Annotated in this window: 17 protein-coding genes and 1 pseudogene; 6 read left to right on the forward strand and 12 right to left on the reverse strand. The window is 71.3% G+C overall.

All coding sequences use genetic code 11. The annotated features are described in order from the left end of the window. Positions 1–18: 18 nt before the first annotated feature. The 4 genes from ABH931_RS06985 to typA form a co-directional block, all read right to left on the reverse strand. A complete protein-coding gene (locus ABH931_RS06985; RefSeq protein ID WP_370110931.1) occupies positions 19–1,047 on the reverse strand; it encodes an ABC transporter permease in 1,029 nt (342 codons plus the stop codon). Continuing rightward, positions 1,040–1,963 (reverse strand): ABC transporter permease, encoded by a 924-nt coding sequence (locus ABH931_RS06990; RefSeq protein WP_370110933.1) that lies wholly within the window; start codon positions 1,961–1,963, stop codon positions 1,040–1,042. Before ABH931_RS06990 ends, ABH931_RS06985 begins: the two co-directional genes overlap by 8 nt. Before the next feature lie 93 nt (positions 1,964–2,056). Next, complete coding sequence (locus tag ABH931_RS06995; RefSeq protein WP_370110935.1) at positions 2,057–3,703, reverse strand: ABC transporter substrate-binding protein; 1,647 nt, start codon at positions 3,701–3,703, stop codon at positions 2,057–2,059. Between the two features lie 439 nt (positions 3,704–4,142). Beyond that, positions 4,143–6,047 (reverse strand): translational GTPase TypA, encoded by a 1,905-nt coding sequence (gene typA, locus ABH931_RS07000; RefSeq protein ID WP_370110937.1) that lies wholly within the window; start codon positions 6,045–6,047, stop codon positions 4,143–4,145. A gap of 283 nt (positions 6,048–6,330) precedes the next feature. On the opposite strand from typA, the gene ABH931_RS07005 reads away from it, so the two are divergent. Further along, positions 6,331–7,575, forward strand: a complete 1,245-nt coding sequence (locus tag ABH931_RS07005) for a hypothetical protein (RefSeq protein ID WP_370110939.1) — start codon at positions 6,331–6,333, stop codon at positions 7,573–7,575. A 65-nt stretch (positions 7,576–7,640) separates the two neighbouring features. Here ABH931_RS07005 and ABH931_RS07010 read toward each other — a convergent pair whose 3' ends face one another. Further along, positions 7,641–9,392, reverse strand: a complete 1,752-nt coding sequence (locus tag ABH931_RS07010; RefSeq protein WP_370110941.1) for an ABC transporter family substrate-binding protein — start codon at positions 9,390–9,392, stop codon at positions 7,641–7,643. Positions 9,393–9,630: 238 nt separating this feature from the next. Between ABH931_RS07010 and ABH931_RS07015 the strand changes: the two genes are divergently transcribed. The 4 genes from ABH931_RS07015 to ABH931_RS07030 are packed head-to-tail and all read left to right on the forward strand — an operon-like array spanning position 9,631 to position 13,491. After that, positions 9,631–9,864 (forward strand): hypothetical protein, encoded by a 234-nt coding sequence (locus ABH931_RS07015; protein WP_370110943.1) that lies wholly within the window; start codon positions 9,631–9,633, stop codon positions 9,862–9,864. A gap of 49 nt (positions 9,865–9,913) precedes the next feature. After that, complete coding sequence (locus ABH931_RS07020) at positions 9,914–10,750, forward strand: hypothetical protein (protein WP_370110945.1); 837 nt, start codon at positions 9,914–9,916, stop codon at positions 10,748–10,750. 27 nt (positions 10,751–10,777) lie between these two features. Then, a complete protein-coding gene (locus tag ABH931_RS07025; RefSeq protein WP_370110947.1) occupies positions 10,778–12,730 on the forward strand; it encodes a fumarate reductase/succinate dehydrogenase flavoprotein subunit in 1,953 nt (650 codons plus the stop codon). After that, complete coding sequence (locus ABH931_RS07030; RefSeq protein ID WP_370110949.1) at positions 12,727–13,491, forward strand: succinate dehydrogenase/fumarate reductase iron-sulfur subunit; 765 nt, start codon at positions 12,727–12,729, stop codon at positions 13,489–13,491. The genes ABH931_RS07025 and ABH931_RS07030 overlap by 4 nt, the downstream gene beginning before the upstream one ends. 181 nt (positions 13,492–13,672) lie before the next feature. Here ABH931_RS07030 and ABH931_RS07035 read toward each other — a convergent pair whose 3' ends face one another. From ABH931_RS07035 to ABH931_RS07060, 6 genes are all read right to left on the reverse strand, one after another. Further along, a complete protein-coding gene (locus ABH931_RS07035) occupies positions 13,673–16,096 on the reverse strand; it encodes a SpoIIE family protein phosphatase (RefSeq protein ID WP_370110980.1) in 2,424 nt (807 codons plus the stop codon). A 359-nt stretch (positions 16,097–16,455) separates the two neighbouring features. After that, the gene (locus ABH931_RS07040; RefSeq protein WP_370110951.1) at positions 16,456–19,113 is read right to left on the reverse strand and encodes a SpoIIE family protein phosphatase; all 2,658 of its coding nucleotides are present in this window, start codon (positions 19,111–19,113) and stop codon (positions 16,456–16,458) included. 230 nt (positions 19,114–19,343) lie between these two features. Then, on the reverse strand, positions 19,344–19,745 hold the full coding sequence (locus tag ABH931_RS07045) for a (deoxy)nucleoside triphosphate pyrophosphohydrolase (RefSeq protein WP_370110982.1): 402 nt from the start codon (positions 19,743–19,745) through the stop codon (positions 19,344–19,346). A 149-nt stretch (positions 19,746–19,894) separates the two neighbouring features. Then, positions 19,895–20,338, reverse strand: coding sequence for an RpiB/LacA/LacB family sugar-phosphate isomerase (locus ABH931_RS07050; protein ID WP_370110953.1), 444 nt, complete (start codon positions 20,336–20,338; stop codon positions 19,895–19,897). A gap of 28 nt (positions 20,339–20,366) precedes the next feature. After that, on the reverse strand, positions 20,367–21,809 hold the full coding sequence (locus ABH931_RS07055) for a SagB family peptide dehydrogenase (protein WP_370110955.1): 1,443 nt from the start codon (positions 21,807–21,809) through the stop codon (positions 20,367–20,369). 49 nt (positions 21,810–21,858) lie between these two features. Beyond that, complete coding sequence (locus ABH931_RS07060) at positions 21,859–22,557, reverse strand: TetR/AcrR family transcriptional regulator (protein WP_370110957.1); 699 nt, start codon at positions 22,555–22,557, stop codon at positions 21,859–21,861. Positions 22,558–22,647: 90 nt separating this feature from the next. On the opposite strand from ABH931_RS07060, the gene ABH931_RS07065 reads away from it, so the two are divergent. Further along, positions 22,648–24,945, forward strand: a complete 2,298-nt coding sequence (locus ABH931_RS07065) for an MMPL family transporter (RefSeq protein WP_370110959.1) — start codon at positions 22,648–22,650, stop codon at positions 24,943–24,945. Positions 24,946–25,050: 105 nt separating this feature from the next. Here ABH931_RS07065 and ABH931_RS07070 read toward each other — a convergent pair. Next, positions 25,051–25,458 (reverse strand): annotated as a pseudogene (locus ABH931_RS07070) (transposase); the annotation flags it as partial.

Genomic DNA, 25,458 nt, shown 5'->3' on the forward strand with positions numbered 1-25,458 from the left:
CCACGGTTCCGCCCTCTCTCAGCGCAGCTTGGGGTCGAGAGCGTCGCGGACCGCGTCGCCGAGCATGATGAAGGCCAGGATGGTGACGCAGAGCGCACCGGCCGGGAAGAGCAGCATGTGCGGCGCGAGGCGGAAGGTGTCCGCCGCGGCCGAGATGTCGATGCCCCACGAGACGGTCGGCGGCTTCAGCCCCACACCCAGGTAGGAGAGCGTCGCCTCCAGCGAGATGTAGGTACCGAGCGCGATCGTCGCCACGACGATGATCGGTGCCAGCGAGTTCGGCAGGATGTGCCGCAGCATCAGCCGCGAGTTGCCGGCACCGAGCGCGCGAGCCGCGGTGACGTAGTCCTGTTGACGGGCGGTGATCACGGCGCCACGGGCGATGCGTGCGAGCTGCGGCCAGCCCAGCACCACGATGAACGCCACGACGATCCAGATCGACCGGCTCGGGATGACCGAGAGGAAGACCAGGCCGCCGAGCAGGATCGGGATGCCGAAGAAGATGTCCGCGATGCGGGAGATGATCGCGTCCAGCCAGCCGCCGAAGAAGCCGGCGAGGCCGCCCAGGACCGTGCCGAGCAGAGCGGTGCCGAGGGTCGCGAAGACGCCCACCGTGATCGACGCCCTGGCACCGTAGACGGTGCGCGCGTAGACGTCGCAGCCCTGCGTGTCGAAGCCGAAGGGGTGTCCTGAGGTGGGCCCCTGCTGGGACTTCGACAGGTCGCACTCGAGCGGGCTGGTCGAGTCGAAGAGACTCGGGAAGAACGCCACGATGATCAGGAAGATGATCAGGATGCCCGAGATGATGAAGATCGGGTTGCGCCGCAGCTCGCGCCAGGCGTCCTGCCACAGGCTGCGCGGCACCTCGCGGTCGGCCACGGCCACCGACTCGGTGGGCTGATCCGGCGAGTGCGTGAGGTCTTCCTTCTCCAGCATGCCCTCGACCTCCATGGCGCCCAGCGTGGGCGTCTGCGGGAAGGCGCTGGACAGCTCGGTGTTCGCGTCGTCGGGGACACCGTTCGGCTTGTTCGGCTGCTGGTCAGGCATAACGGATCCTCGGGTCCAGGACCGCGTAGAGCAGGTCGACGATCAGGTTGGCGAGGAGGAAGACGATCACCAGGACCGTCACGAAGCCGACGACCGTCGGCGTGTTCTGTCGCAGGATGCCCTGGTACAGGTAGTAGCCCACGCCGTGGATGTTGAAGATGCGCTCGGTGACCAGGGCGCCACCCATCAGGGCGCCGAGGTCGGTGCCGAGGAAGGTGATCACCGGGATCAGCGAGTTGCGCAGCAGGTGGTGGGTGACCACGCGGCGCTTGGGCAGGCCCTTGGCCACGGCCGTGCGCACGTAGTCGGCCTTGGTGTTCTCCGCGATCGTGGTGCGGGTCAACCGGGCGACGTAGGCGAGGGAGACCGAGGCGAGCACGAAGCCAGGCAGGATCAGCGAGCTGAAGGGCGCCCCCTCCGGGACGGTCGCGTCGGCGATGCCCCACTTCACGCCGAACAGGTACTGCAGCACGTAACCGATGACGAAGGTCGGGATCGAGATGACGATCAGCGTCATCACCATCACGCCGGTGTCGGCGAAACGGCCGCGCCGCATGCCGCTGATGACGCCGAGCCCGATGCCGAGGATGACCTCGAAGGTGAAGGCCACGATCGTGAGCTTCAGCGTGGTCGGGTAGGCGGTCTTGAGCAGCTCGGTGACGGGCTGACCGCTGAAGGTGGTCCCGAGGTCCCCGGTGAAGATCCCCTTCATGTAGTTGCCGTACTGGACGATCAGGGGATCGTTCAGCCCGAGCTGCTGCCGGATCTGCGCGGCAACGGCAGGGTCGGGAGCCTTGTCGCCGAAGAGTGCGGCAACCGGGTCACCAAGGGCGTGCACCATCGCGAAGATGATGAACGTTGTCCCGATGAACACCGGGATCATTTGGAGCAGTCGTCGGATGACGTAGCGCCCCATGGAACCTCCAGGGATTCGTCGCGGCGGCCGGGAATCTCGTGGATTCCCGGCCGCCGTCCGGCTCGCGCGGCGGTCGGCCGGCGGACCGACGACTTACTTGTTGACGGTGATGTCGGTGTAGACCGGGACGCTGAAGACGTCCAGCGACACGTTGGAGACCCGCGAGGACCAGCCGACGGTGCCGTTCTGGTACCACAGCGGGATCGACGGCAGGTCGGTGACCAGGAGCTTCTCCGCCTGCTGGAAGTCCGAGACGGCGCCGGACTTGCTGCTGGCGGCGTTGGCCTGGTTGACCAGGTTGTCGAACTGCGGGTTGCTGTAGTGCGAGTCGTTCGACGCGGCGTTGGTGAAGAACAGCGGCTGCAGGAAGTCCTGGATCAGCGGGTAGTCCATCTGCCAACCGGTACGGAAGGCGGACGTCATCTGCTTGTTCTGGATCTGGTTGCGGAAGTCCGCGAAGGTGCCGACCGGCTTGCCGACGCACGCGTTGGTGTTGCCCAGCGCGTTGTTGATGCTGTTGCAGACCGCGTCGACCCACTCCTTGTGCGGGCCGTCGGCGTTGTAGCTGATGGTCAGCTGGCCGCCGGGGATGCCGCCGCCCTGCTGGATCAGCTGCTTGGCCTTGGTCGGGTTGTACGTGCAGACGTCGCCGCAGAGCGTGCTGCTGAAGCCGCCCTCGGCACCGAGGACCGGCGAGGTCCAGTCGGTGGCGGGGGTGCGGGTGCCCTGGAAGATCACCTTGGTGATGGTGGGCCGGTCGATGGCCATCGAGATGCCCTCACGGACCAGCTTGGCCCCCGGGGTGTTCCAGTTCGCCTGGTTCAGCGGGAAGGAGATGGTCTGGTTGATGCCGGCCGGCTGGTTCAGGTAGCGACCGTTGAGGTCGGACTGGACCGTCTTGAGCGCGGTGTTGGACAGACCGTTGTCGACGTCGAGGTTGCCGGCCTGCAGGTCGGCGTAGGCGGCGTTCGGGTCGGTGTAGACCTTGAGGTTGATGCCGCCGTTCTTCGGCTTGTAGTTGCCGGAGTACGTCGAGTTCGGGGTGAGCTGCATCCCCGTGCCCTTGGTCCAGGACTTGATGACGTACGGGCCGTTGCCGACCGGGTGGGCCTCCCACGCGGCCTGGTTGCTGAAGAACGACTGCGGCAGCGGGTAGAAGGCCGAGTAGCCGAGGGTGTCCGGCCACAGCGAGAACTTCTGGGTCAGCGCGACGGTGAAGGTCGTGTCGTTGACGACCTTGAGGCCGGACATGGTCTGCGCCGTCGGCGAGCCGGTGGCCGGGTGGACGGCCGAGTAGCCCTGGATGGAGGTGAAGAACGGGTCCGTGTTGTTCTGCGCGTGCGGCAGGTACGCGCCCCAGTTCCAGGCGTCCACGTAGGAGTGGGCGGTCACCGGGGTGCCGTCGGAGAACTTCCAGCCAGACTTCAGCGTGATGGTGAAGTGCTGCTGGTCGTTGGTCGTGATCGACTGAGCGTTGGCCAGCTCGGCCACACCGGTCTTCGGGTTGTAGTGCTGCAGACCATCGAAGATCATGTTGAGCACCGCGCCGCCGTTCACCTCGTTGGTGTCGGTCGGAATGAGCGGGTTCTGCGGATCACCCCACCACGCGGTCACCACGCCATTGGCGTTGGCAGCACCGGAGCTGGAGCCGCCCGAGCTCGAGCTGCTGCTGCAGGCCGTGGCGGCCAGGGCGATGGCGATGGCCCCGGCGGCGAACTTCGCTTGCGTGGCTCCACGCATTGGACGTGCCTCCTCGAACGTGCTGTTTGCACTTGTCTCGTGGCACCGACGCCCACCCCTGGGCAGCGGCACCTGAGCTCGCGGACCGGCGGACGTGATCGGCAGCCGGCCCGGTGACCCGAGCGTCGTGGTCTCTACTATCCGTCACTCTCGGCGATGCTTCCGACCAAATGACATTTCGGTTTGATCACACGCCTGTGAGCTGCGTCTCGCAACCCGGGCATGACCAGGTGGGTGCATCAGGTGTCGAATCGGACAGCTAATACCGCCATCCATCATCCTGGCACCGATATCCGTACACCCCGGCACTGACACTCGGCCCGAATGTCATCACAATGAGTGACAGCCGAACGGCAGCAAGAAGCCGCCGGAAGCAGGGCTTCCGGCGGCTTCTTCTAGGCTACGGAGTCAGGTCCGAGCCTCGGGCTCGGGCCTCGGCTCAGCCCTTGTTGACGCGACCGCGGGTGCGGGCACGCGTCTGGGCGTCCAGGACGACCTTGCGGATGCGCACGGTCTCCGGGGTGACCTCGATGCACTCGTCCTCGCGGCAGAACTCCAGGGACTGCTCCAGGGAGAGCTTGCGCGGCGGGACGATCGACTCGGCCACGTCGGCGTTCGAGGAACGCATGTTGGTGAGCTTCTTCTCCTTGGTGATGTTCACGTCCATGTCGTCGGCGCGCGAGTTCTCGCCGACGATCATGCCCTCGTACACCTCGGTGCCGGGGTCGGTGAACAGCACGCCGCGCTCCTGCAGGTTGGTCATCGCGAAGGCGGTGACCACGCCGGAGCGGTCGGCGACCAGGGAGCCGTTGTTGCGGGTGGTGAGCACACCGAACCAGGGCTCGTAGCCCTCGTGGATCGAGTGCGCGATGCCGGTGCCGCGGGTGGAGGTCAGGAACTCCGTGCGGAAACCGATCAGGCCGCGGGACGGGATCACGAACTCCATGCGGACCCAGCCGGAGCCGTGGTTCGACATGTTGTCCATGCGCGCCTTGCGGACACCCATCAGCTGGGTGACGGCGCCCATGTGCTCCTCGGGCACGTCGACCGTGAGGCGCTCGACCGGCTCGTGGGTCTTGCCGTCGATCTCGCGGGTGACGACCTGCGGCTTGCCGACGGTCAGCTCGAAGCCCTCGCGGCGCATGGTCTCGATGAGGATGGCCAGCGCCAGCTCACCACGGCCCTGCACCTCCCAGGCGTCCGGACGCTCGGTCTCCAGGACGCGCAGCGAGACGTTACCGATCAGCTCGCGGTCCAGGCGGTCCTTGACCTGGCGGGCGGTGACCTTGCGGTCGACCTTCGCGCCCGACTTGGCGTCGGCGCCCTTGCCGGAGCCGCCCTTGCCGACCAGCGGCGAGGTGTTGGTGCCGATGGTCATCGAGATGGCCGGCTCGTCGACCGTGATCAGCGGCAGCGCGATCGGGTTCTCCGGGTCGGCCAGGGTCTCGCCGATCATGATCTCGCCGATGCCCGCGACGGCGCAGATGTCGCCCGGACCGGCCTGCTCGGCCGGCTTGCGGGTGAGCGCCTCGGTCATCATCAGCTCGCTGATGCGGACGTTGGAGATCGAACCGTCGCGCTTGATCCAGGCGACGGTCTGGCCCTTCTTCAGGTAGCCCTGCTCGACGCGGAGCAGCGCGATACGCCCGAGGAAGTTGTCGGCGTCCAGGTTGGTGACGTGGGCCTGGAGCGGCGCGTCCTCGTCGTAGGTCGGGGCCGGGACGGCGGACAGGATGGTGGAGAAGAACGGCTCCAGGCTGTCGCTGTCGGCCGGGACCGTGCCGTTCTCCGGCTTGGTCAGCGAGGCGATACCGTCACGCGCGCAGGCGTAGACGATCGGGAACTCGATCTGGTCCTCGTCCGCGTCCAGGTCGAGGAAGAGGTCGTAGGTCTCGTTGACGACCTCGTCGATCCGGGAGTCCGGACGGTCGGTCTTGTTGATGCAGAGGATGACCGGCAGCTTGGCGTGCAGCGCCTTGCGCAGCACGAAGCGGGTCTGCGGCAGCGGGCCCTCGGAGGCGTCCACCAGCAGCACGACCGCGTCGACCATGGACAGGCCGCGCTCGACCTCGCCACCGAAGTCGGCGTGGCCGGGGGTGTCGATGATGTTGATCGTGATGGGCTCGCCGCCACCCTTGGGGTGGTACTTGACCGCGGTGTTCTTCGCGAGAATGGTGATGCCCTTCTCACGCTCCAGGTCGTTGGAGTCCATCATGCGGTCGTCCAGGTGCTGGTGCGCGGCGAAGGCGCCGGCCTGCTTCAGCATGGCGTCGACCAGCGTCGTCTTGCCGTGGTCAACGTGCGCGACGATGGCGACGTTCCGGATGTCATTGCGCGTGGGCATACGGAGTACAGTTCTCCCGAATCGACTGGGCGTGGCACCCGCCGAGCACGAGTCTGTGCCGCCGGTCCACCCACCGGGCATCTGAACATGCCACGGCTTTGTCCTATGGTACGTGGTTGGCCCCGGTCACTCGCGCGCCGCCCGGCGAACGGCTCGCATACGGGCGGCGTACGGCTCGCGTCTCCCCGCCGTGGAGGCCGCTGTCCCGCCCGTGTCCGGGCTTCGAACAGGTGGCTCGGGTTTTCTGGCGGCCACCGCCGTTCGGGTGGCATGATCCCCGCCCGTGACACATGAGTCCCCCACGCCGCAGGCTCCTCTTCCGCCCGCGCCCCCGCTTCCGCCGCTTCCGCCACGGCGGTCGGCCCGGCCCGCGCCCTCGGCCAAGGGCCGGATCGTCCTGCTGGTCACCGTCTGGCTGATGCTGGGCCTCCAGGGGCTGACCAGTCACGCCTCCCTGGCGGACAACCCGCTGGTCATCTCCGTCACCGGCGCGGCCGGCGGCATCCTCGCCGTCCAGGTGCAGGTCCTGGTGACCCTGCTGCTCGGACGGCTCGGCGGTCAGACGCCGACCCTGCTCATGGTCGGCACCGGCCGGCTGCTGCGGGTCGGCCGGGTGGGCCGGGTGGGCGTCGCCGTGCGCCCGATCCCGCTGCTCCCGCTCCAGGCCTGCACCACGATCGTGGCCGGCCCCGGCCTGCGGTCCCGGCTCCTGCTGGGCGGCCTCGCCCGCACGCTCGTCCCCGGCGCGATGGGGGCGGCCCTGCTGCTGGCGGCCCCCTCACCGCTGCGCTACCTGGGCCTGGGCGCCCTCGTGCTCGCGCTGCTGATGCTCGTGGCGGGAGCCAAGCAGGCGGGATCCACGGCGTGGATGGTCTTCCGCGCGCCGTTCGCCGACGCGCGGCTGCTGGGCCAGCTGGCGGCGGACCCGGCCGAGGTCGCGGCGCAACGGGCGCTGATGGGAGGCCGGCTCGACGAGGCGCGGACGGCGGTCGCCTCGGTGCGCGCCGACACCCTGATGGGCGTCCGGCTGAGGGTGGGCGTGGCGATCGCCGACGGCCGCTACCGCGACGCGCTCACCACCATGACCACCGCCCGTGCCGAGCGCGAGCGCCTGCCGGAGTCGTCCGGCGGCGAGCTGCTGGTGGCGCGGGCCGCGCTGTTCGGCGTCGAGGCGGGCGAGTTCGCCCGCGAGGAGGTCCAGGCCGTCCTGTCCGGCGCGCTGGCCGAGGCGGCGCTCCGTATCCCGCGGCTGATCGCCGCGAGCGACATCCCCGCCACCCAGGCCCTGCTGGAGGGCCGCACCGCCGAGGCCCTGGCTCTCGCCAGGGCGAGCGTGCGCAAGCCGACCGACCTGCAGACCCGCGCCTACGCCCTGTGCACGCTGGCCGCCGCGCAAGCCGTCACCGGCGACCAGCCCGCCGCCCGCGCCACCCTCGCCTCCGCCGCCGCCCTCACCCCGGGCCTGGCCCGCGTGGCCACGGTGGACCGCCTGATCACCGACCTCCCACTGACCCGCGACCGCGCCTAGCTGTCGCTGCCAGCTGCACCACCCAGGGGCGCGTCAGCGGAGCCCCGCGCCCCTGGGTGGTGCGGCTACTTCGCGAAGCCGATGTCCTGGAAGCGCGGGGTGGCGAAGCCGAACGCGCCCGCGTTGCGGACGTTGGTGCGCAGGCCCACCAGCTCCGGGGACTGGAAGAGCGGGAGTGACGGCGCCGCCTGCCAGATGCGGATGTCCGCCTCGTTGGTGAGGCGGGTCGCGTCGGCGGGGTTGGTCGCGGCGACCGCCTCGGTGAGGAGCTTGTCGATCTCGTCCGTGCCCGTCGCGGACAGGTTCTGGCCCAGCGTGAGCGAGCCGTCCGCGTTGACCTGCGGCTTGGCGAAGAGCGCGCGCTCGTCCGCGATGGGGAAACGGGAGGCCGGCCAGCTGACCAGGGCCAGGTCGAAGTCGCCCGCGGCCACGTGCTTGGTGAAGAAGTCCGCTTCGGGCACCGGCTTCGCCGTCACGCCGATGCCGACCTTGGCCAGCTGCGCGGTCAGCAGCTTCGTGAGCGTCGCGTCGCGGGCCGAGCCCGCGCGGGTGAGCAGCGTCAGCGACAGCGGCTTCGCGCCGTTGGCGCGGATGACGCTGCCCGACGCCGCGTCGCTGTGCGTGCCCAGGCGCCAGCCCGCGGCGTCCAGCAGCTTCTCGGCGTTGGCGGCGCTCGCGCCGAGCGCGGCCGCGTCGTCCTGGTAGCCCTGCTGGTCGGACATGAGCAGGTGGTTGCCGAGCGGGACGGCGGGCAGGTTGAGCGGCTTCAGCACCGCGTCCGCCAGGGCCTGGCGGTCGACCGCGTCGGCGACCGCGCGGCGCACCTGCGGGTCGGCGAGCAGTCCGGTGCCGCCGTTGAAGGCCAGGGCGAGGTAGCCGGGCGCGGCGGCGCTCAGCACCTGGGTGCCCGAGGTGGCGTCGGGGGTGTCCCCGGAGTCGTCCGCGGCGCGGCTGAGATCGGCGATGTCGACCTTGTGGGAGTTCAGCGCCGCCGCCGCGTCCCCGGGGGCCACGGCTGTGAACACGACGGTGTCCAGTTTCGCGGGGTCGCCCCACCAGTGCGGGTTGCGGGCGACGGTCAGCGTCTTCTGCCCGTCCTCGCCGGGCGCGCCCTTGAGTGTGAACGGACCCGCATCGGCGGTGAGCGTGCTCTTCTGGCCGGCTGTGAACGCCTGCGGTGAGGCCGTCGCGGCGGCGGGGTACAGCGGTGTGAACAACGACCGCCAGGGCGCGTAGGCGTGGGCGAAGACCACCTTGACCTGGTTGGGCTTCGCTCCGGGCACGACCTGGGCAATGCTGTCGTACCCGTCGGTGCGGGCGGCGCCGGCCGCGGCGAAGGCGGGGTCGGTACCGCTGAGGGCGTGCCACTGGCCGACGAAATCGGCGAGGCCGAGCGCCTTGCCGTCGCTCCAGGTGGCCTTGGGGTTGAGCGTGTAGACGACGGTCTGCGGCGAGCTACCGGACGAGCCGGACGAGCCGCCGGACTGCTCGGCACTCTGCAGGTAGTCCGGGTCCGCGGTGGCCCGGCCCTTCGCGTCGAGTGTGAACAGGGTCGGCAGCAGAGCCTCGGCCGCGAGCGTCGTGGCCGGTCCGGCGTCGGACTCGAAGGCGTTGAGGGTGGTGGGCACCGCGTCCACCGCCCAACGCAGAGTGCCACCCTGGGCCACGGCGGAACGGCTCGCACGGGTCATGTCGTCGGCACGGACCGAGGGCGTGTCCGAACCCGAGCAGGCGGCGAGCACCAGGGCGACGGAGACGGCCAGCAGCGAGGCAGCCGTCTCGCGCGGCGGGCGGGGGAAGCTGTTGCGATACACCACACCCACACTCAAGGTCCGTCGTGCGCAGTCGGCCTGACGACACGTCGGCCAGGCTGTGGAAGCCACTCGATCGGGGCAGCGGATTGCGCCAGGCGGGGGCGCGCGCGAGCGAGGCGTAATCCGCCAATCGTGAGCAAAGCCTTTCCATGTGAGGGTGATCGGGGCCACACTCGCTTCCGCGCGTTCCTGACACAACATCAGGAATCGAAAACCCGTGCGCGTGGAGGGGAGCTGAGCCGTGCCCTCGAACACGATCGACCCGACCGCTCTGGCGGAGGCGCACCGCCGCCTCGCCGAGCTGGACCGCGCCGTCGACGAGACCAGGCAGGCGCTGGCCCGACTGCGGGCCTGCCTGCCGCCCACCTGCGTGCCCGAACAGGGCAACCGCCTGATCGAGGTTCCGGACACCCCCTACGACCCGGCGATGTGGCACGGAGCCGAGGACGAGGGCATCGGCGGGCACCACCACTGACCCGGAAGCGACGCGTTCCGGAACCGCCCAGGAGAGGACGAGAACAGCAGTGACGACGGAGACGAGGCCCCCCGAGGCCGCGGAGAAAGCCGCCCGGGGGGTCCACTCCCCCGGGCGCGCGGCGATCGCACAACGGCATCTGCGGCTGGACCGCTGGTGGCTCCCCCAGGTGTTGACCGCCGCAGGCCTGCTCCTGTTCATCGGCTACTCGACCTGGCGGGCCTTCTTCGGGCTGCACACCTCCTATGCCGCGCCCTACGTCTCGCCGTTCTACTCCCCCTGCCTGGCCGCCAACTGCCCGCAGATGGACGGCGGCGCAGACTGGGCGCTCTTCGGCGGCTGGTGGCGGCTCTCCCCGGCGCTGATCGTGCTGATCTTCCCGCTGGGCTTCCGGATGACCTGCTACTACTACCGCAAGGCCTACTACCGGTCCTTCTGGTCCTCCCCGCCGGCCTGCGCGGTCGCCGAGCCGCACGCGAAGTACAGCGGCGAGACCCGGTTCCCGCTGATCCTGCAGAACATCCACCGGTACTTCTTCTACCTCGCCATCCCGGTGGCCGGGATCCTCACCTGGGACGCGATCCTCGGCTTCCGCGACGCGCAGGGGCACTGGGGCCACATGGGCCTGGGCACCCTGGTGCTGCTGGTCAACGTCTCGCTGATCTGGGCGTACACGGCCTCGTGCCACTCCTGCCGGCACATCGTCGGCGGCCGGCTGCGGCACTTCTCCAAGCACCCCGTGCGCTACCGGATGTGGACCTGGGTCAGCAAGCTGAACGCCCGCCACATGCAGCTGGCCTGGGCCTCCCTGTTCAGTGTGGGCCTGGCCGACCTCTACGTGTACCTGCTGGCGAGCGGCGCCTTCAGCGACCCGCGCTTCTTCTGATCGTCTGACACTCAAGGGAACAACTTCATGACCGAGGTGGAGCGCCACGACTTCGACGTGGTGGTGGTGGGAGCCGGCGGCGCCGGACTGCGGGCGGCGATCGAGGCCCGCGGGAACGGCAGGCGGACGGCGATCATCTGCAAGTCGCTCTTCGGCAAGGCCCACACCGTGATGGCCGAGGGCGGCATCGCGGCCAGCATGGGCAACGTCAACGACCAGGACAACTGGCAGGTGCACTTCCGCGACACCATGCGCGGCGGCAAGTTCCTCAACCACTGGCGGATGGCCGAGCTGCACGCCAAGGAGGCCCCCGAGCGGGTCTGGGAGCTGGAGACCTGGGGCGCGCTCTTCGACCGCACCAAGGACGGCCGGATCTCCCAGCGCAACTTCGGCGGCCACGAGTACCCGCGCCTGGCCCACGTCGGCGACCGCACCGGGCTGGAGCTGATCCGCACCCTGCAGCAGAAGATCGTCAGCCTGCAGCAGGAGGACTTCCGCGAGCACGGCGACTACGAGGCGCGGATCAAGGTCTTCCAGGAGTACACGGTCACCCGGGTCTTGAAAGACGGAGATCGGGTCAGCGGGGTCTTCGGCTACCAGCGCGAGTCGGGGCGTTTCTTCGTCATCGAGGCGCCGGCCGTCGTGCTGGCGACGGGCGGCATCGGCAAGTCGTTCAAGGTGACCTCCAACTCCTGGGAGTACACCGGGGACGGCCACGCGCTGGCGCTGCTCGCGGGGGCCAACCTGATCAACATGGAGTTCGTCCAGTTCCACCCGACCGGGATGGTCTGGCCGCCGTCGGTCAAGGGCATCCTGGTCACCGAGTCCGTGCGCGGCGACGGCGGTGTGCTGCGCAACAGCGACGGCAAGCGCTTCATGTTCGACTACATCCCCGACGTCTTCCGCGAGAAGTACGCGCAGACGGAGGAGGAGGGCGACCGCTGGTACCAGGACCAGGCCAACAACCGGCGCCCCCCGGAGCTGCTGCCGCGCGACGAGGTGGCCCGCGCGATCAACAGCGAGGTCAAGGCGGGCCGCGGCACCCCGCACGGCGGTGTGTACCTCGACGTCTCGACGCGCCTGCCGGCCGAGGAGATCCGGCGGCGGCTGCCGTCGATGCACCACCAGTTCAAGGAGCTGGCGGACGTCGACATCACCGCCGAGCCGATGGAGGTCGGCCCGACCTGCCACTACGTGATGGGCGGCGTCGAGGTCGACCCGGACACCGCGTCCTCCTGTGTCCCCGGGCTGTTCGCGGCCGGTGAGGTCGCCGGCGGGATGCACGGCTCCAACCGGCTGGGCGGCAACTCCCTCTCCGACCTGCTGGTCTTCGGCCGCCGCGCCGGTCTGCACGCCTCGCAGTACGCGCAGGCGGCGGCGGACGACCGCCCGGTGGTGGACCAGGAGCAGATCGACGCGGCCGCGGAGGAGGCGCTGGCTCCCTTCGCCGCCGAGGGTGGCGAGAACCCCTACGGCCTGCACCAGGAACTGCAGCAGTCGATGAACGACCTGGTCGGCATCATCCGGCGCGAGGGCGAGATGGAGGAGGCCCTGCACCGGCTCTCCGCCCTGCGCGAGCGGGCCGAGCAGGCCGGCGTCGAGGGACACCGGCAGTTCAACCCGGGCTGGCACCTGGCCCTGGACCTGCGCAACATGCTGCTGGTCTCCGAATGCGTGGCGCGTGCGGCGCTGGAACGCCAGGAGAGCCGCGGCGGCCACACCCGCGAGGACCACCCGGCGATGGCCGCGGAGTGGCGCCGCGTCCTGCTCGCCTGCGCGCTGGCCGACAAGCCGGTCCCCGGCGAGGGGGCGATCACGCTCCAGCGCAAGGCGAACCCGCCGATCCGCGAGGACCTGCTCGCCCTGTTCGGCGTCGACGAGCTGAAGAAGTACCTGACCGAGGACGAGCTGCCCGAGGCGGAGCTCCCTCCGCAGCGTGCGGACGCCGAGAAGAAGACTGAGAACGGAGCGGAGCATTGAGCTACGAGGCCACGTTCCGCGTCTGGCGCGGCGACGCCGAGAGCGGGGAGCTGACGGACTTCCAGGTCGAGGTCAACGAGGGCGAGGTGGTCCTCGACGTCGTCCACCGGATCCAGGCGACCCAGGCGCCCGACCTCGCCGTGCGCTGGAACTGCAAGGCCGGCAAGTGCGGCTCCTGCAGCGCCGAGATCAACGGCCGCCCGCGGCTGATGTGCATGACCCGCATGTCGACCCTGCCGGCGGGCGAGACGGTGACCATCACCCCGATGCGCGCCTTCCCGGTCCTGCGCGACCTGGTGACGGACGTGGGCTTCAACTACCAGAAGGCCCGCGAGATCCCGGCGTTCGTCCCGCCGCAGGGCGTGAAGCCCGGCGAGTACCGGATGCAGCAGGAGGATGTGAACCGCTCGCAGGAGTTCCGCAAGTGCATCGAGTGCTTCCTGTGCCAGGACACCTGCCACGTGGTCCGCGACCACGAGGAGAACAAGCCCGCGTTCGCGGGGCCGCGCTTCCTGATGCGGGTCGCCGAGCTCGACATGCACCCGCTGGACGCGGCGGCCGCGGAGGGCCTGGACCGGAAGAAGACGGCGCAGGAGGAGCACGGGCTGGGCTACTGCAACATCACCAAGTGCTGCTCGGAGGTCTGCCCGGAGGGCATCAAGATCACGGACAACGCGCTGATTCCGTTGAAGGAGCGCGCGGTTGACCGCAAGTACGACCCACTGGTCTGGCTCGGGAGCAAGATTTCACGCCGACGGTGAGTCGCACCTCCAGGGGCGCGGGCGCTGCCGATGTGCGGCTCCTCCCCCAGCCTTCGGCCGGGAGGTGCCCGCGGCGTGGGCGCGACAAGCCACTGACATGCGGATGGTCCTCAACGAGCAGGGCCATCCGCACGCCGGTGGTTGCTCGCGCCCGCAGTTGACCAAGCAGAGCCCCGCGCCCCTAGGGGGTTGCGGGGAGCCCTAGTTCGAACCACACCGCTTTGCCGTTGGGAGTCCTTCGACTCCCCCAGCGGTCGGCCAGCAGGCTCACCAGCTGAAGGCCGCGGCCGCCCTCGTCCGTATCGCGGGCGCGGCGCTGGCGGGGTTGGGCGTAGCCGTTGTCCCAGACCTCGCAGACCAGGACGGAGTCCCGCAGCAGCCGGAGGCGGATGTCCCCGCGGCCGTGCCGGAGCGCGTTCGTCGCGAGCTCGCTGACGAGGAGCTCGACCGTGTCGACCAGCTCGTCCAGCCCGCAGGCCAGCAGCCAGCCGCAGGCCAGTTCACGGGCGCGGGCGACGGACGTCGGCTCGGAGGGGAGGATCCAGTCCCCGACCGAGTTGCTCGGCAACGCGCTCACGCGTGCCATCAGCAGGGCGATGTCGTCCTCGCCGTGGTGCGGATCGAGTTCCGTCAGCAGCTGGTCGCAGAGCGCCTCCAGGGGGCGCTCCGGTCCGCTCAGTGCGTCGCGCAACGCGGACAGGCCGTCCTCCAGCTGGTGGTTGCGGGACTCCACCAGCCCGTCCGTGTAGAGCCCGAACAGCGCGCCGTCCGGGAGCTCGACGGTGACCTCCTCGAAGGGCTCGCCGCCGACACCGAGGGGCAGACCCTCGGGGAGCTCCAGCATCAGCGCCGGGTTGGGGCCGCCCGCCGGGTCGACGACGACCGGCGGCAGGTGTCCCGCGTTGGCGATCGTGCAGCGGCGCGTCACCGCGTCGTAGACCGCGTACACGCAGGTAGCGAGGTAGAGCTCGCCGGACTCGCCACCGTCGGACTCCGGGTCGGCCGACAGTCCGCGGGCGATCTCGTCGAGCTGGGTGAGCACGTCGGCAGGGTCCAGATCCAGCAGCGCGAGCGTCCGCACAGCCGTGCGCAGCTGGCCCATGGCCACCGCCGCGCGGAGCCCGCGGCCCATCACGTCGCCGACGACCAGCGCGGTGCGGTTGCCGGGCAGGGGAATGACGTCGAACCAGTCGCCGCCGACCTCGGTGCCGCTGCCCGCGGGGCGGTAGCGGCAGGCGATCTCCAGACCCGAGGCCTCCGGGTTGCCCGGTGGCAACAGGGAGCGCTGCAGGATCAGCGCCCGCTCGTGTTCTCGCCGGTACAACCGCGCGTTGTCGATACACACCGCCGCCCGGGAGACCAGCTCGGTCGCGATGGCGACGTCGCGCGCGTCGAAGGGCTCACTGCCCTTGGCGCGCGAGAGCTGGACGAGGCCCAGCACCTTCTCGCGGGCCACCATCGGCACCACGACGGCGCTGGAGATCAGCGGGTTCGGGTCGGGGTTGCCGGGACCGATGAGGGTGAGGCTGCGACCGGTGCGCAGCGCCTTGGCGTAGGGCGAGCGCGGCGGGTAGCAGAAGGCGCCGCCGACCTCCGCGGTCGGCGTCGGCGCGCCCTCGCGGTGGACGGTGCTGGCGGAGGCCACGCGACGCAGTTCGCCGGTGCCGTCGCCGTCGTCGACCCGGCGGCCCTCGGCGTCGGCGGTGAGCACCGCGTTGTAGAGGTCGACGGTGGCCACGTCGCAGAAGCCGGGGACGGTGACGTCCAGCAGCTCGCGGGCGGTGGTCTCCAGGTCCAGGGTCGAGCCGATGTGGCCGCTGGCCTCGTTGAGCAGTGCCAGGCTGCGGCGCGCGCTGGCGGCCTCGCGCTCGGCGCGGGCGCGCCCGGTGACGTCGATGACCTGGCCGGCCACACCCATCGGGCGGTTGCCGGCGCTGAGCAGCCGGTAGAGCGAGATCGACCAGCGGCGGCGGCCGACACGCCCGGGAAGCTCCCCGGTGAAGGTGAGGTCGACGACGGGATCGCCGCTCTCCAGCACCTCCGCGACCGCCCGGCCCAGGCGTTGCGCGTCACGGGGGGCCATCAGGTCCCGCGGGGTGAGCCCGACCAGGTCCTCGGCGCCGAGCCCGAGTGCGCGGGCGAAACTCTCGTTGACCCGCTGGATGCGGCTCTCGTGGTCGAAGAGGACAAAACCGGTGGGGGCCTGGCCGAAGACCGCCTCCGACGCGGCCAGTTCGGTCTCGATGGCCCGCAGTCTGCGCAGGTCCACCGCCATGCACACCACGCCCGCGCGCCCCTCGCTGCCGCGCGCCGGCATCAGGTAGAGCTCGGCGACCTGCTCCTGCCCGTCCGGGCCCCGGTAGGGCGCGGTGCCGACCCACTCCTTGCCGGCCAGGATCTCCTCGAACCGCTCCCGGCCGCGGCGCCACAGCTCGCGCGGGGAGAAGGTGGTGATCGGGTCGCGGCCCACGACCTCCTCGGCCGGGAGTCCGAAGAACTCTGCCGCCCGGTCGCTCCACTGGGAGATCAGCCCGTCGGCGTCGATCGAGAACGCGGCGACCTGTATGTAGTCGTAGATCGAGCCGAGTTCGCTGTGACCCCACAGACTGCGCCCCCACAGGCTGGGCGCCGCGGTCTGCGGCCGCGACTCCCCCGGCTCTCCCGGCTCGCCGGCCGGATGCGGGATCACGGCGTCCCCGCCCACCCGCGGCGTGAACGCGGCCGCCTCGGCGGCTTCGCGTGACGGCGTTTCGCTCAACTACCGACTCCTGTGGCGATCGGTGCGGGTTCTCGCGTTCCGAGTATTCATCATCACAGTGATCTCGCCTACGCCCTGATCATCTCGACATCACATCGAGCGAGGGACGCGGGGTGCCCCCGGGGCAGGCGGAGCACGGAGTGTCCGGAATCGGAACCTTACGCCTCACTCCGGCCGAGCGGGAGGTGGTTGCGACGGCGAGCCGATCAAGGCCCGTGCGAGGCCCCGCCGTGACCCGGGGCGTCGGGCAGCGTCTGTTCGAACCAGACGACCTTTCCGGTGCCCTCGGCGCGGGTCCCCCACCGGTGCGCGAGCCGGTGCACCAGTTGCAGCCCACGGCCGCCCTCGTCGGTCCCGGCTGCCTGACGCTCCTGCGGCGGGTCCGGCAGCGGATCGGCGACCTCGACGAGGAAGGACTCCTCGCCGAGCGCCAGCCGCAGCCCGATCGGCGCGCCGCCGTACCGGACGGCGTTCGTCACCAGCTCGCTGACCAGCAGTTCCGTCGTGTCCTGGAGCTCGTGCAGGTCCCACTCGGGCAGCGTCGCGCGGACCAGTCGGCGGGCCTGGGCGGGGGCCGAGGGCTCGGCGCTGAGGGTCCACCGCTCCTCGCGCACCGCGGCCGGGAGCGGCGCCCCGCCGAGCCTGGCGAGCAACAGCGCCACGTCGTCGGGTTCCTGCCCCTGGTCCAGGGTGCTGACCACCGCTTCGCACGCCTCCTCGACCGAGGCGTGCGGGAGCTCCAGCACGGCGCACAGGCGGCGCGTGCCCACGTCGATGTCCTCCGTGCGCGACTCGACCAGCCCATCGGTGTAGAGCGCGAGCAGGCTCCCCTCCGGCACGGTGAGCTCGGTGACCTCGAAGGGCACACCGCCGACGCCGATCGGCGCGCCCGAGGGCAGCGCGAGCACGTTCGCGGCTCCCCCGACCAGCCCCCGGCCACTGTGAACCGACTCCTCGCTGTGAACAGCCGCCGGGCCCGGGGTGATGAGCAGCGGCTCGGTGTGGCCCGCCTTCGACAGCAGCAGTTTTCGCGTGGCCGGGTCGTAGACCACGTACACGCAGGTGGCGATCAGGGCCTCCTCCGGCCCCTGGGCGAGGTCGTCGGCGAGGTCGTGCACCTTCTGCAGCAGGCGGTGCGGCGGCAGGTCGAGGCCGGCCAGCGTGCGCACGGCCGTCCGCAGCCGGCCCATCGTCGCGGCGGCCCGCAGCCCGTGGCCCATGACGTCGCCGACCACCAGCGCGGTTCGCCCGCGCGGCAGCGGGATCACGTCGAACCAGTCGCCGCCCACCTCGGCGCCGCTGCTGCCGGGCACGTACCGGTAGCCGACCTCCATGCCCGGCGGCTGCACCACCGTCTGCGGCAGCAGGCTGCGCTGCAGCATCAGCGCGGCGGCGCGCTCGCGCGCGTAGAGGCGGGCGTTGTCGAAGGAGGCGCCCGCGCGGTCCGCGAGCTCGCTGGCGAAGACCAGGTCGTCGTGGTCGAAACCCTCGCGCCGCCCGGCCCGGTCCAGGATCAGCAGGCCGAGCACGATGCCGCGGGCCCGCAACGGCACCACCAACAGCGAGTGCACGCCCAGCCGGTAGGCGGCGCGGACCCGCGGATCACCCTGGCCGGAGACGTCCTCCAGCTGTGTCGCCGCGTCCAGGGTCTCCGCCATGCCGGTGCGCAGCACGCGGCCGAAGAGCGAGTCCTCGGTCATGTTTATCCGCGCGCCCGGTGTCTGCATCGCCTCCGCGTCCGGCCCCGGCACGACCGCCGCCGTCGCGGCCATGACCAGCGGCGTCAGCCGCGAGTGCTGGTGCCTGGGCAGCTCGGCCCCGTCGAGCACGGCTTCGAGCACGGCGACCCCGGAGTGGTCGGCGAGGCGGGGCACGAGCGCGTCGGCCACCTCCTGCGCGATCAGCTCGGCGTCGAGCAGGTCCCCGATCCGGCTGCCGACCTCGTTGAGCAGGGCGAGCCGCTGCCGGGCACGCTCGACCTTGGCGACCGCCCGGTAGCGGTCCGTCACGTCCATGATCATGCCGGTCAGGCCGAGGACCCGCCCGGAGCGGTCCTGGAGGCGCGAGTAGGAAATGGACCGGTAGCCCTGCTCGCTCGGATCGGCACTGTTGACCGTCACGTCGATCACCGGTTCGCCGGTGGCCAGCACCTGCCGCTGCACCGCCATCACCTCGTCGGCGGCCAGCTGCGGCAGCGCCTCCCCGGAGGTGCGCCCCAAGTGCGCCTCGACGGGGAGTCCGTTCATCCGGGCCAGCGTCTCGTTGACCCGGACGTAACGCAGCTCGCGGTCGAAGACCGCCAGACCGAGCGGCGACTGCTCGAAGAGCGCCTCCTGGACGGCGAGCCCCTGCTCCAGCCCGAGCAGCGCGGTCGCGTCCGCGAAACGGCAGAGCAGAAACGGTACGCCGTCGCCGTTCTCCAGCAGCGAGAGCCGCGCCTCCAGCCGGACGTCGTGCCCGTCGCGGTGCCGCAGGCGGGCGATGCCCGACCACGAGTCGCCGTCCCGCAGCACACCCGCGATGGCCTCCCGGACCACCTTGATCATCTCGGCGTCGTCCCCGAGCAGGACGTCCAGGTCCCGCCCGACCAGGGCTTCGCTCGGAAAGCCGAGGAGGGACTCCGCCGCCTGGCTCCAGAGCATCACCCGCCCCTGCTCGTCCAGCAGAGCGATCGCGACCCGGACCAGGTCCAGCAGACTGCCGCTGCGGCGCCCGACCGACTCCTCCTGGTCCCCGCCGACCGTCAACGCTCCGGGGAACGGCGCGGGCGCGGCCGCCCGGGACGCGGCACGACGGACGATCCCCCCGGCGCCACCCGCCGCGGGCCTCCGCCGCAGGCGCGCACGCGCGTCAGCTCGCCTCACGTCTCCCCAGTCCCGGCCACCGCTCGGGATGGCGGCCGGATACTGACATACCCACCTGAAACCTCCCGTACCCCGCCGGACGGGTCATCTTCCCGGGAGCTGCATCGACCTCTGGGGCGCGGGGAACTGCGCGACAAGCCACCCGGCGAGGCAGAGCCCCGAACGTGCAGGGCCATCCGCTCATCAGTAGCTGCTCGCGTGGTTCCCCGCGCCCCTGGCGGCTGCGCCGCCTACAGCAGCTGCCTCACGTGCGGGAGCGCGAAGCGGTCCTGGGGGAGCCAGGCGACGGAGTCCAGCGTGGCCGCGTCGAGCCAGCGCAGCTCGTCGTGGTCCTCCAGCGGCTGCGGGGCCCCGTCCAGCAGGGACGCGGTCCAGATCTGGAGCTCCAGGCCGGGCCGGACCTCCCACGCGCCGGGCAGCCGCTCGCCCGCGCGGGCCGTGACGCCCAGCTCCTCCCGGAGCTCCCGCTCCAGCGCCGCGGGCACGCTCTCTCCCGGTTCGACCTTGCCGCCGGGGAACTCCCACCGGCCCGCCAGGGCCGCCGGCGCCGAGCGGCGGGCAGCCAGGACGCGTGTGCCGGACGTGTCGAACAGCGCCGCGCCGACCACGACCCGGACGGCGGCCGGGGTCACCCAGTACAGCTGCTTGTGCCCGCGCGCCTCGAACTCAGCCGCCGCGGCCTCCGCGTCCGCGCGGGCCTCGAACCGTGCCATCTCGACGCGGTTGCCGTTGTCGTCCTGGCGCATCAGCACCCAGCTCATCCCGCCGCTCGCCCCGCCGCTCATCCCAGGCCGATCCGGCCGAGGTGCGCGATGTTCTCCTGGTCGTCGGGCTCCTGGCTGGGCGCGCCGTCGAACCATGCGTCGAGGATCTCGGAGAGCAACGCGGCCGAGGTCAGGCGCAGGCTCAGTGCCAGCACGTTGGCGTCGTTCCAGCGGCGCGCCCCGCCCGCCGTGTAGCCGTCGGTGCAGAGCGCGGCCCGTATCCCGGGGAGCTTGTTGGCCGCGATGGACGCGCCGGTACCGGTCCAGCAGCAGACGACGGCCTGGTCCGCGCGGCCCTCGACGACGTCACGCGCCGCGGCCTCGCTGCAGAACGCCCAGTCGTCCTTCTCCTCGGGCGCCAGCGCGCCGTGTGCGATCACCGAGTGACCGCGACGCCGCAGCTCCGCGACCAGCTGCCGGGCGACGCCCTCGTCCATGTCGGAGGAAACCGAGATCCGCATACGCGAAGCCTAACCAGGCGCGCCCGCCTCAGGCTCCGGGCACCGGCGCCGGACGGCTGCCGAGGAGGAACTCGCCGACGGCCGGCTCCTCGAGCGGGTCCAGGCCCAGTACCCGCGCCGCGAGTTCGCTGTCGCCGCTGCCCAGGGCGCAGGGGGCGAGCCGCATCGCCGTCGCCACCAGGTACATGGTCTGGTAGAGCACGCCGACGTGCTTGAGCGCGAGGGAGTAGGCGATCGCCCGGTACTTCCAGGAGAGCCGCTGGAAGCGGGAGGTGACGGTGAGGACGACGTCCGGCTCGGCCAGGAACCCGATCCCGGTCGCGGCGGAGCCGACCATCGCGGCCAGGTCCCGCGGGTCGCCGTTGACCAGGACGAGCCGATGGCCGACCGGGTCGTAGCCGTAGACCCCCGGCTCGACGCCCGCGCAGCGCCGGACGCTGAGGTAGAGCTCGAGATCGTGGACTCCGCCGCCGCTGGGGTAGGGGCGCGACGTCGTCTCGTAAGGGGTGGACGCCGTCGGACCGCGACGGCCGCGCACCCGCGCCGTCCGGTAGAGGAACTCGCCGAGCTGCTCGGCGGTCATCGGCTGCTCCCCGTAGGCCCGGAGGGAGCGGCGGCCCTCGAGCACGGTGCCGAGGGCGGGGTCGTCGGCCGCCACGGCGTCCAGGTCGGGCCGGTGCAGCGGGATCGCTCCGCCCTCGGGCAGGGGTCGGACCGCCGGCTGGGGCCCGATCCGGTCGCGATGGGCGAAGACGGCCCCGAGGGGCTGGTCGAACCCGCCGACGCGGGAGCGGGAGTGGGCGAGCAGGTCGTGGAACTCCCACTGCCGCAGCGTGTCGTCCTCGTCGGAGGGGAAGACGTGGACGTCTCCGTCGGAGCGACCCGCCTCGGCCAGGCCCGCGCCCACCAGGTGCCCGAGCAACTTCTCCATGACGGGTCGGTTCACACCGGCGACCGGCTCGCCCGCCGTGTAGCGGCCGCCCAGCGCTCCGGCGGCGGCGACCGCCGCGGCGTCGAGCAGTGTGAACCGATGTCCGGACAACGGGGATTCGAGCACCAGCGCTCCGGCGTGGGTGCGCAGCAGCGCGAACCTCGACAGCCGTACGGGCGTTCCCACCGCCAGGGAAGCCGGCTCGTACCGCGCATGACGTCGCGTCACCTCTACCTCGACCAGGGGCCGGCCATGGCTCTCGATCCGGTGGACGAACAGGTCGCTCAGCCGCCGCAGGATCGTCCACAGCTGACGCGCCTCCGGCTCGGTGAGCCCGTCTGCCGCGTCGCCGACCGCACGCGCGGTGCCGTCGAAACTCCGCAGGGCCGCGACGACCCGCGGCGCCACCGCCCGCAGTGCGAACGTCCCGACCGGGCAGGCCAGTCGGAGCGCATCGCCGCTGGCGTCAACGGTCACGTCGGAGCGGAGCCTGAGCGTCGCGCCGTCCAGTCGCCCGTCGGGATCGACCTCCGTCTGCATGACCTCATCCTGCTGGGCGAGACCAGGTCACGCAGGCCGTTCGCGGGACTCAGGACCGACCTGCTTGCTCCAGACACGCGAAGGCGTCCCGAACCAGCTGGGCCGGGTCCATCGACGAGCCTTCGGCTTCCGAGAGGCGCCCGTAGTTCAGGCGCACCGCGCGCAGCACGCCGACGCCGACGCGACTGAGGACGGAGGCGCGGAACGCCACCGACTCCACGTCCCCGGAGTCCGGCCCTCCCCCTTCACGCAGCAGTCGGTCGGTGAACGCGCCCGCCACGGCCTCCTCCATGTCGTAGAGCAGATGCCGGTCGCCCCGCCCGTCGGTAGGGGTGACCACGCGCAGGGGGCCGGACGCGGCGAGCAGGACCGCCGGGTTCGCCCCGTTGCGCTGCGCGACCTCCAGCAGGGCCTCGCGCAGCGCGACCAGCGGCGGCTCGGCGGCCGGGCGGTCCCGGATCTCGGCGGCGAGCAGCGGCACCAGATCGCGGACCTGCTGCAGGACCAGGCTCTCCTTGCTCGGGAAGTAGCGGAAGAAGGTCCGCTCGCCCACGCCCGCCGCCGCGGCGATGTCCCGCACGGTCGTCGCCTCGTAGCCACGCTCCTGGAAGAGCCGGCCGGCTGCCTCGATCAGCGCCTCGTGGGTGCGGCGCTTGTTCTGCTCACGCCGCCCCTCGCCCTGCCCGTCCGACCGCTGCCCGCTTACCGACCCGCTCAGGGTCAGGGCTCCTCCTGGGGTCGTGTCCACAGGCCGAGTATCTCAGCCTTGAGGATGAAACTGGCAGTCCTGCCATTTTGCTAACGTGGCAGAACTGCCAGTTTCTCCCCCGGAGCACCCATGCCCACCGTCCTGCACCGTCTCGGCAGGTTCGCCTTCCGCCACCGACGCAGCGTTCTCGCGCTCTGGCTGGCGATCGTCGCCGCCGTGGTCGCCTGCACCGTCGCCTTCGGCGGGAGCGGCAAGTTCGACAACACCTTCTCCATCCCGGGCTCCGAGTCCCAGCAGGCCCTGGACCGGATGAAGACCGACTTCCCGGCCTCCTCCGGCACCAGCGCGCAGATCGTGTTCACGGCGCCCACCGGGCAGAAGGTCACCGATCCCGCCGACGCCGCGGCCATCCGCGCCGCTGTGAACGCTGCGGCCACCGCCCCGCAGGTGGCCCGGGTGATCAGCCCGTTCGACTCGCACACCGTCTCCCCCGACAAGAGCACCGCCGTCGCCCAGGTCCAGTACGAGGTGCCGAGCAGCGGCCTCGCCTCCGGCTCGCTCGACGCGCTCACGTCCAAGGTGTCGGTGGCCTCGGCCGGCCAGCCGGGTCTGCGGGCCGACGTCGGAGGCTCCGCCTTCGGTAACGCGCCCGGCAAGTCGAACAGCGACCTGATCGGCATCGGCGTCGCCCTGCTGATCCTGGTGATCACCTTCGGCTCGCTGCTGAGCGCCGGGATACCGCTGGTCACCGCCGTCTTCGGAGTGGCCACGGCGATCTTCGGCCTGTTGTCGTTGACCGGCGTCGTCGCGATCTCCTCCACCGCGCAGAGTCTGGCGCTGATGATCGGCCTGGCCGTCGGCATCGACTACGCCCTCTTCATCGTCACCCGCCACCGCTCCCAACTCGCCCAGGGCATGGCCCCGGAGGAATCCGCGGCGCTGGCCGTCGGCACGGCCGGGAGTGCCGTCGTCTTCGCGGGCCTCACCGTCGTGATCGCCATGGCGGGCCTCACCGTCGTCGGCATCCCGTTCCTGACCGCCATGGGGCTGGCCGCCGCGGGTGCCGTACTGACCGCCGTCCTGGTCGCCACCACTCTGCTGCCCGCGATCCTCGGCTTCGCCGGCGCGCGGTTGGCACCCCGTCCCGGCTCACGCGCCGCCCGCCGCGAGGCCGCGGCGGAGGGCTCGCCCGCGACCACCGACCGCACCGACCCCACCGGCCGCACTGACGCCACCGCTCGCGCGGGCCGCGCGGGCCGTGCCGCGAACGCGGCCGAGGCGTGGTTCCGGCAGGTCACCCGTCGCCCTCTGCTCGCCCTCGCCGCGGTCGCCGTCGCCATCGGCGCGCTGGCCTGGCCGGCCCACTCGATGACCCTGGCCCTGCCCGACAACGGCACCGCACCGTCCGGCAGTTCACAGCGCCTCGCCTACGACGAGATCTCCGAACACTTCGGCCCCGGTTTCAACGGCCCCCTGCTCGTCCTCGCCGACACCGGCAATGGCAACAGCGGCGAGGCACAGCAGTCCACCCGTGACCTCGCCGACATCCTGCGCGGACTGCCGGACGTGGCGGCCGTCGGCAAGCCCGTCCTCAACCCGGCGACCCACACGGCGCTGATCCAGGTGATACCGAGGACCGGCCCCAGCGACGCCGCGACCAAGACGCTGGTCACCACCATCCGCGACGACCGTGCGGAGATCGAGCGGCAGACCGGCGCGAACATCCAGGTCACCGGCAACACGGCGGTCCAGATCGACGTCGCGGCCAAGCTCAACGCCGCGCTGGTCCCGTTCGCCGCTGTCGTCGTCGGGCTGTCGCTGCTCCTGCTGCTCCTGGTCTTCCGCTCGGTCGTGGTGCCGCTCAAGGCAGCGGCCGGCTTCGTCCTGTCCATCGCCGCCACCCTCGGCGCGGTCGTCTCCGTCTTCCAACTCGGACACCTGGGCAGCCTGTTCGGCCTCGACAGCACCGGGCCGATCAGCAGCTTCCTGCCGATTCTGCTGCTGGCCGTGCTCTTCGGACTCGCCATGGACTACGAGGTCTTCCTCGTCTCCCGGATGCGCGAGTCCTACACCGCGACCGGGGACCCGCTCCACGCGGTCCACGCCGGCGCCCGGCACAGCGGGCGGGTCGTCACGGCGGCGGCGCTGATCATGATCTCCGTCTTCGCCGCCTTCCTCGGCACCGACAGCACGATGCTCAAGCAGATCGCCTTCGCCCTGGCCACCGGCGTCGCACTCGACGCCTTCGTGATCCGGATGACCTTCGTCCCCGCCGTCCTCGCCCTCACCCGCCGCGCCGCCTGGTGGCTCCCGACGTGGCTGGCCCGCCTCCTCCCCGACCTCGACATCGAGGGCGAGCGCCTCCACCAGGCGACCACCCGGACGGCCGCGTCCACGGAACATCCGCTGCCGCAGCCGGTCGAGTAGGCCACACGCCGGAGGCCGCCGGATCCGCAGGTGCGGTTCCGGCGGCCTCCGGCCGAGCACGGGATCAGCTTGATCCTTAACCATTCGGCCTGTTCAGGGCTGTGATCAACGTGGTCTGACTCGGTCGCGTTCGATCAGGGTCTCGGGTCGTTTGACGGTTTTGCCCACGTCGTGGCGGGTGGCGGGGTGGCGGTTCTTGCGGCCGGACGGCCGTCCAGGGCCGGCCCGGGAGGGTTTGGGTGCGCGGGCCGGACATGGCAGGTGCGGTCGGATGTTCCGAAACCCGCGGCGGACCCGGGTCGGGGTCAGCGCGGTGCCGGGACGGCTGGTCTTCTCCCATGGCCGGCGCCGGTCAGCCGCGAGCGGGACGGCGAGGCGGAGCTGGGTGTGTGCGGCGATCACAAGCCAGGTCCAGCGCTCCGCCGCTTCGGGGCTGCGCAGGCGCGGGCGGGCCCACCCGAGGGACTGCTTGAACAGCCTAAATGTGTGTTCCAGGTCGAATCTGCGCAGGTA

The organism is Streptacidiphilus sp. MAP12-33, assembly GCF_041261265.1.
Taxonomy (GTDB): Bacteria; Actinomycetota; Actinomycetes; order Streptomycetales; family Streptomycetaceae; genus Streptacidiphilus.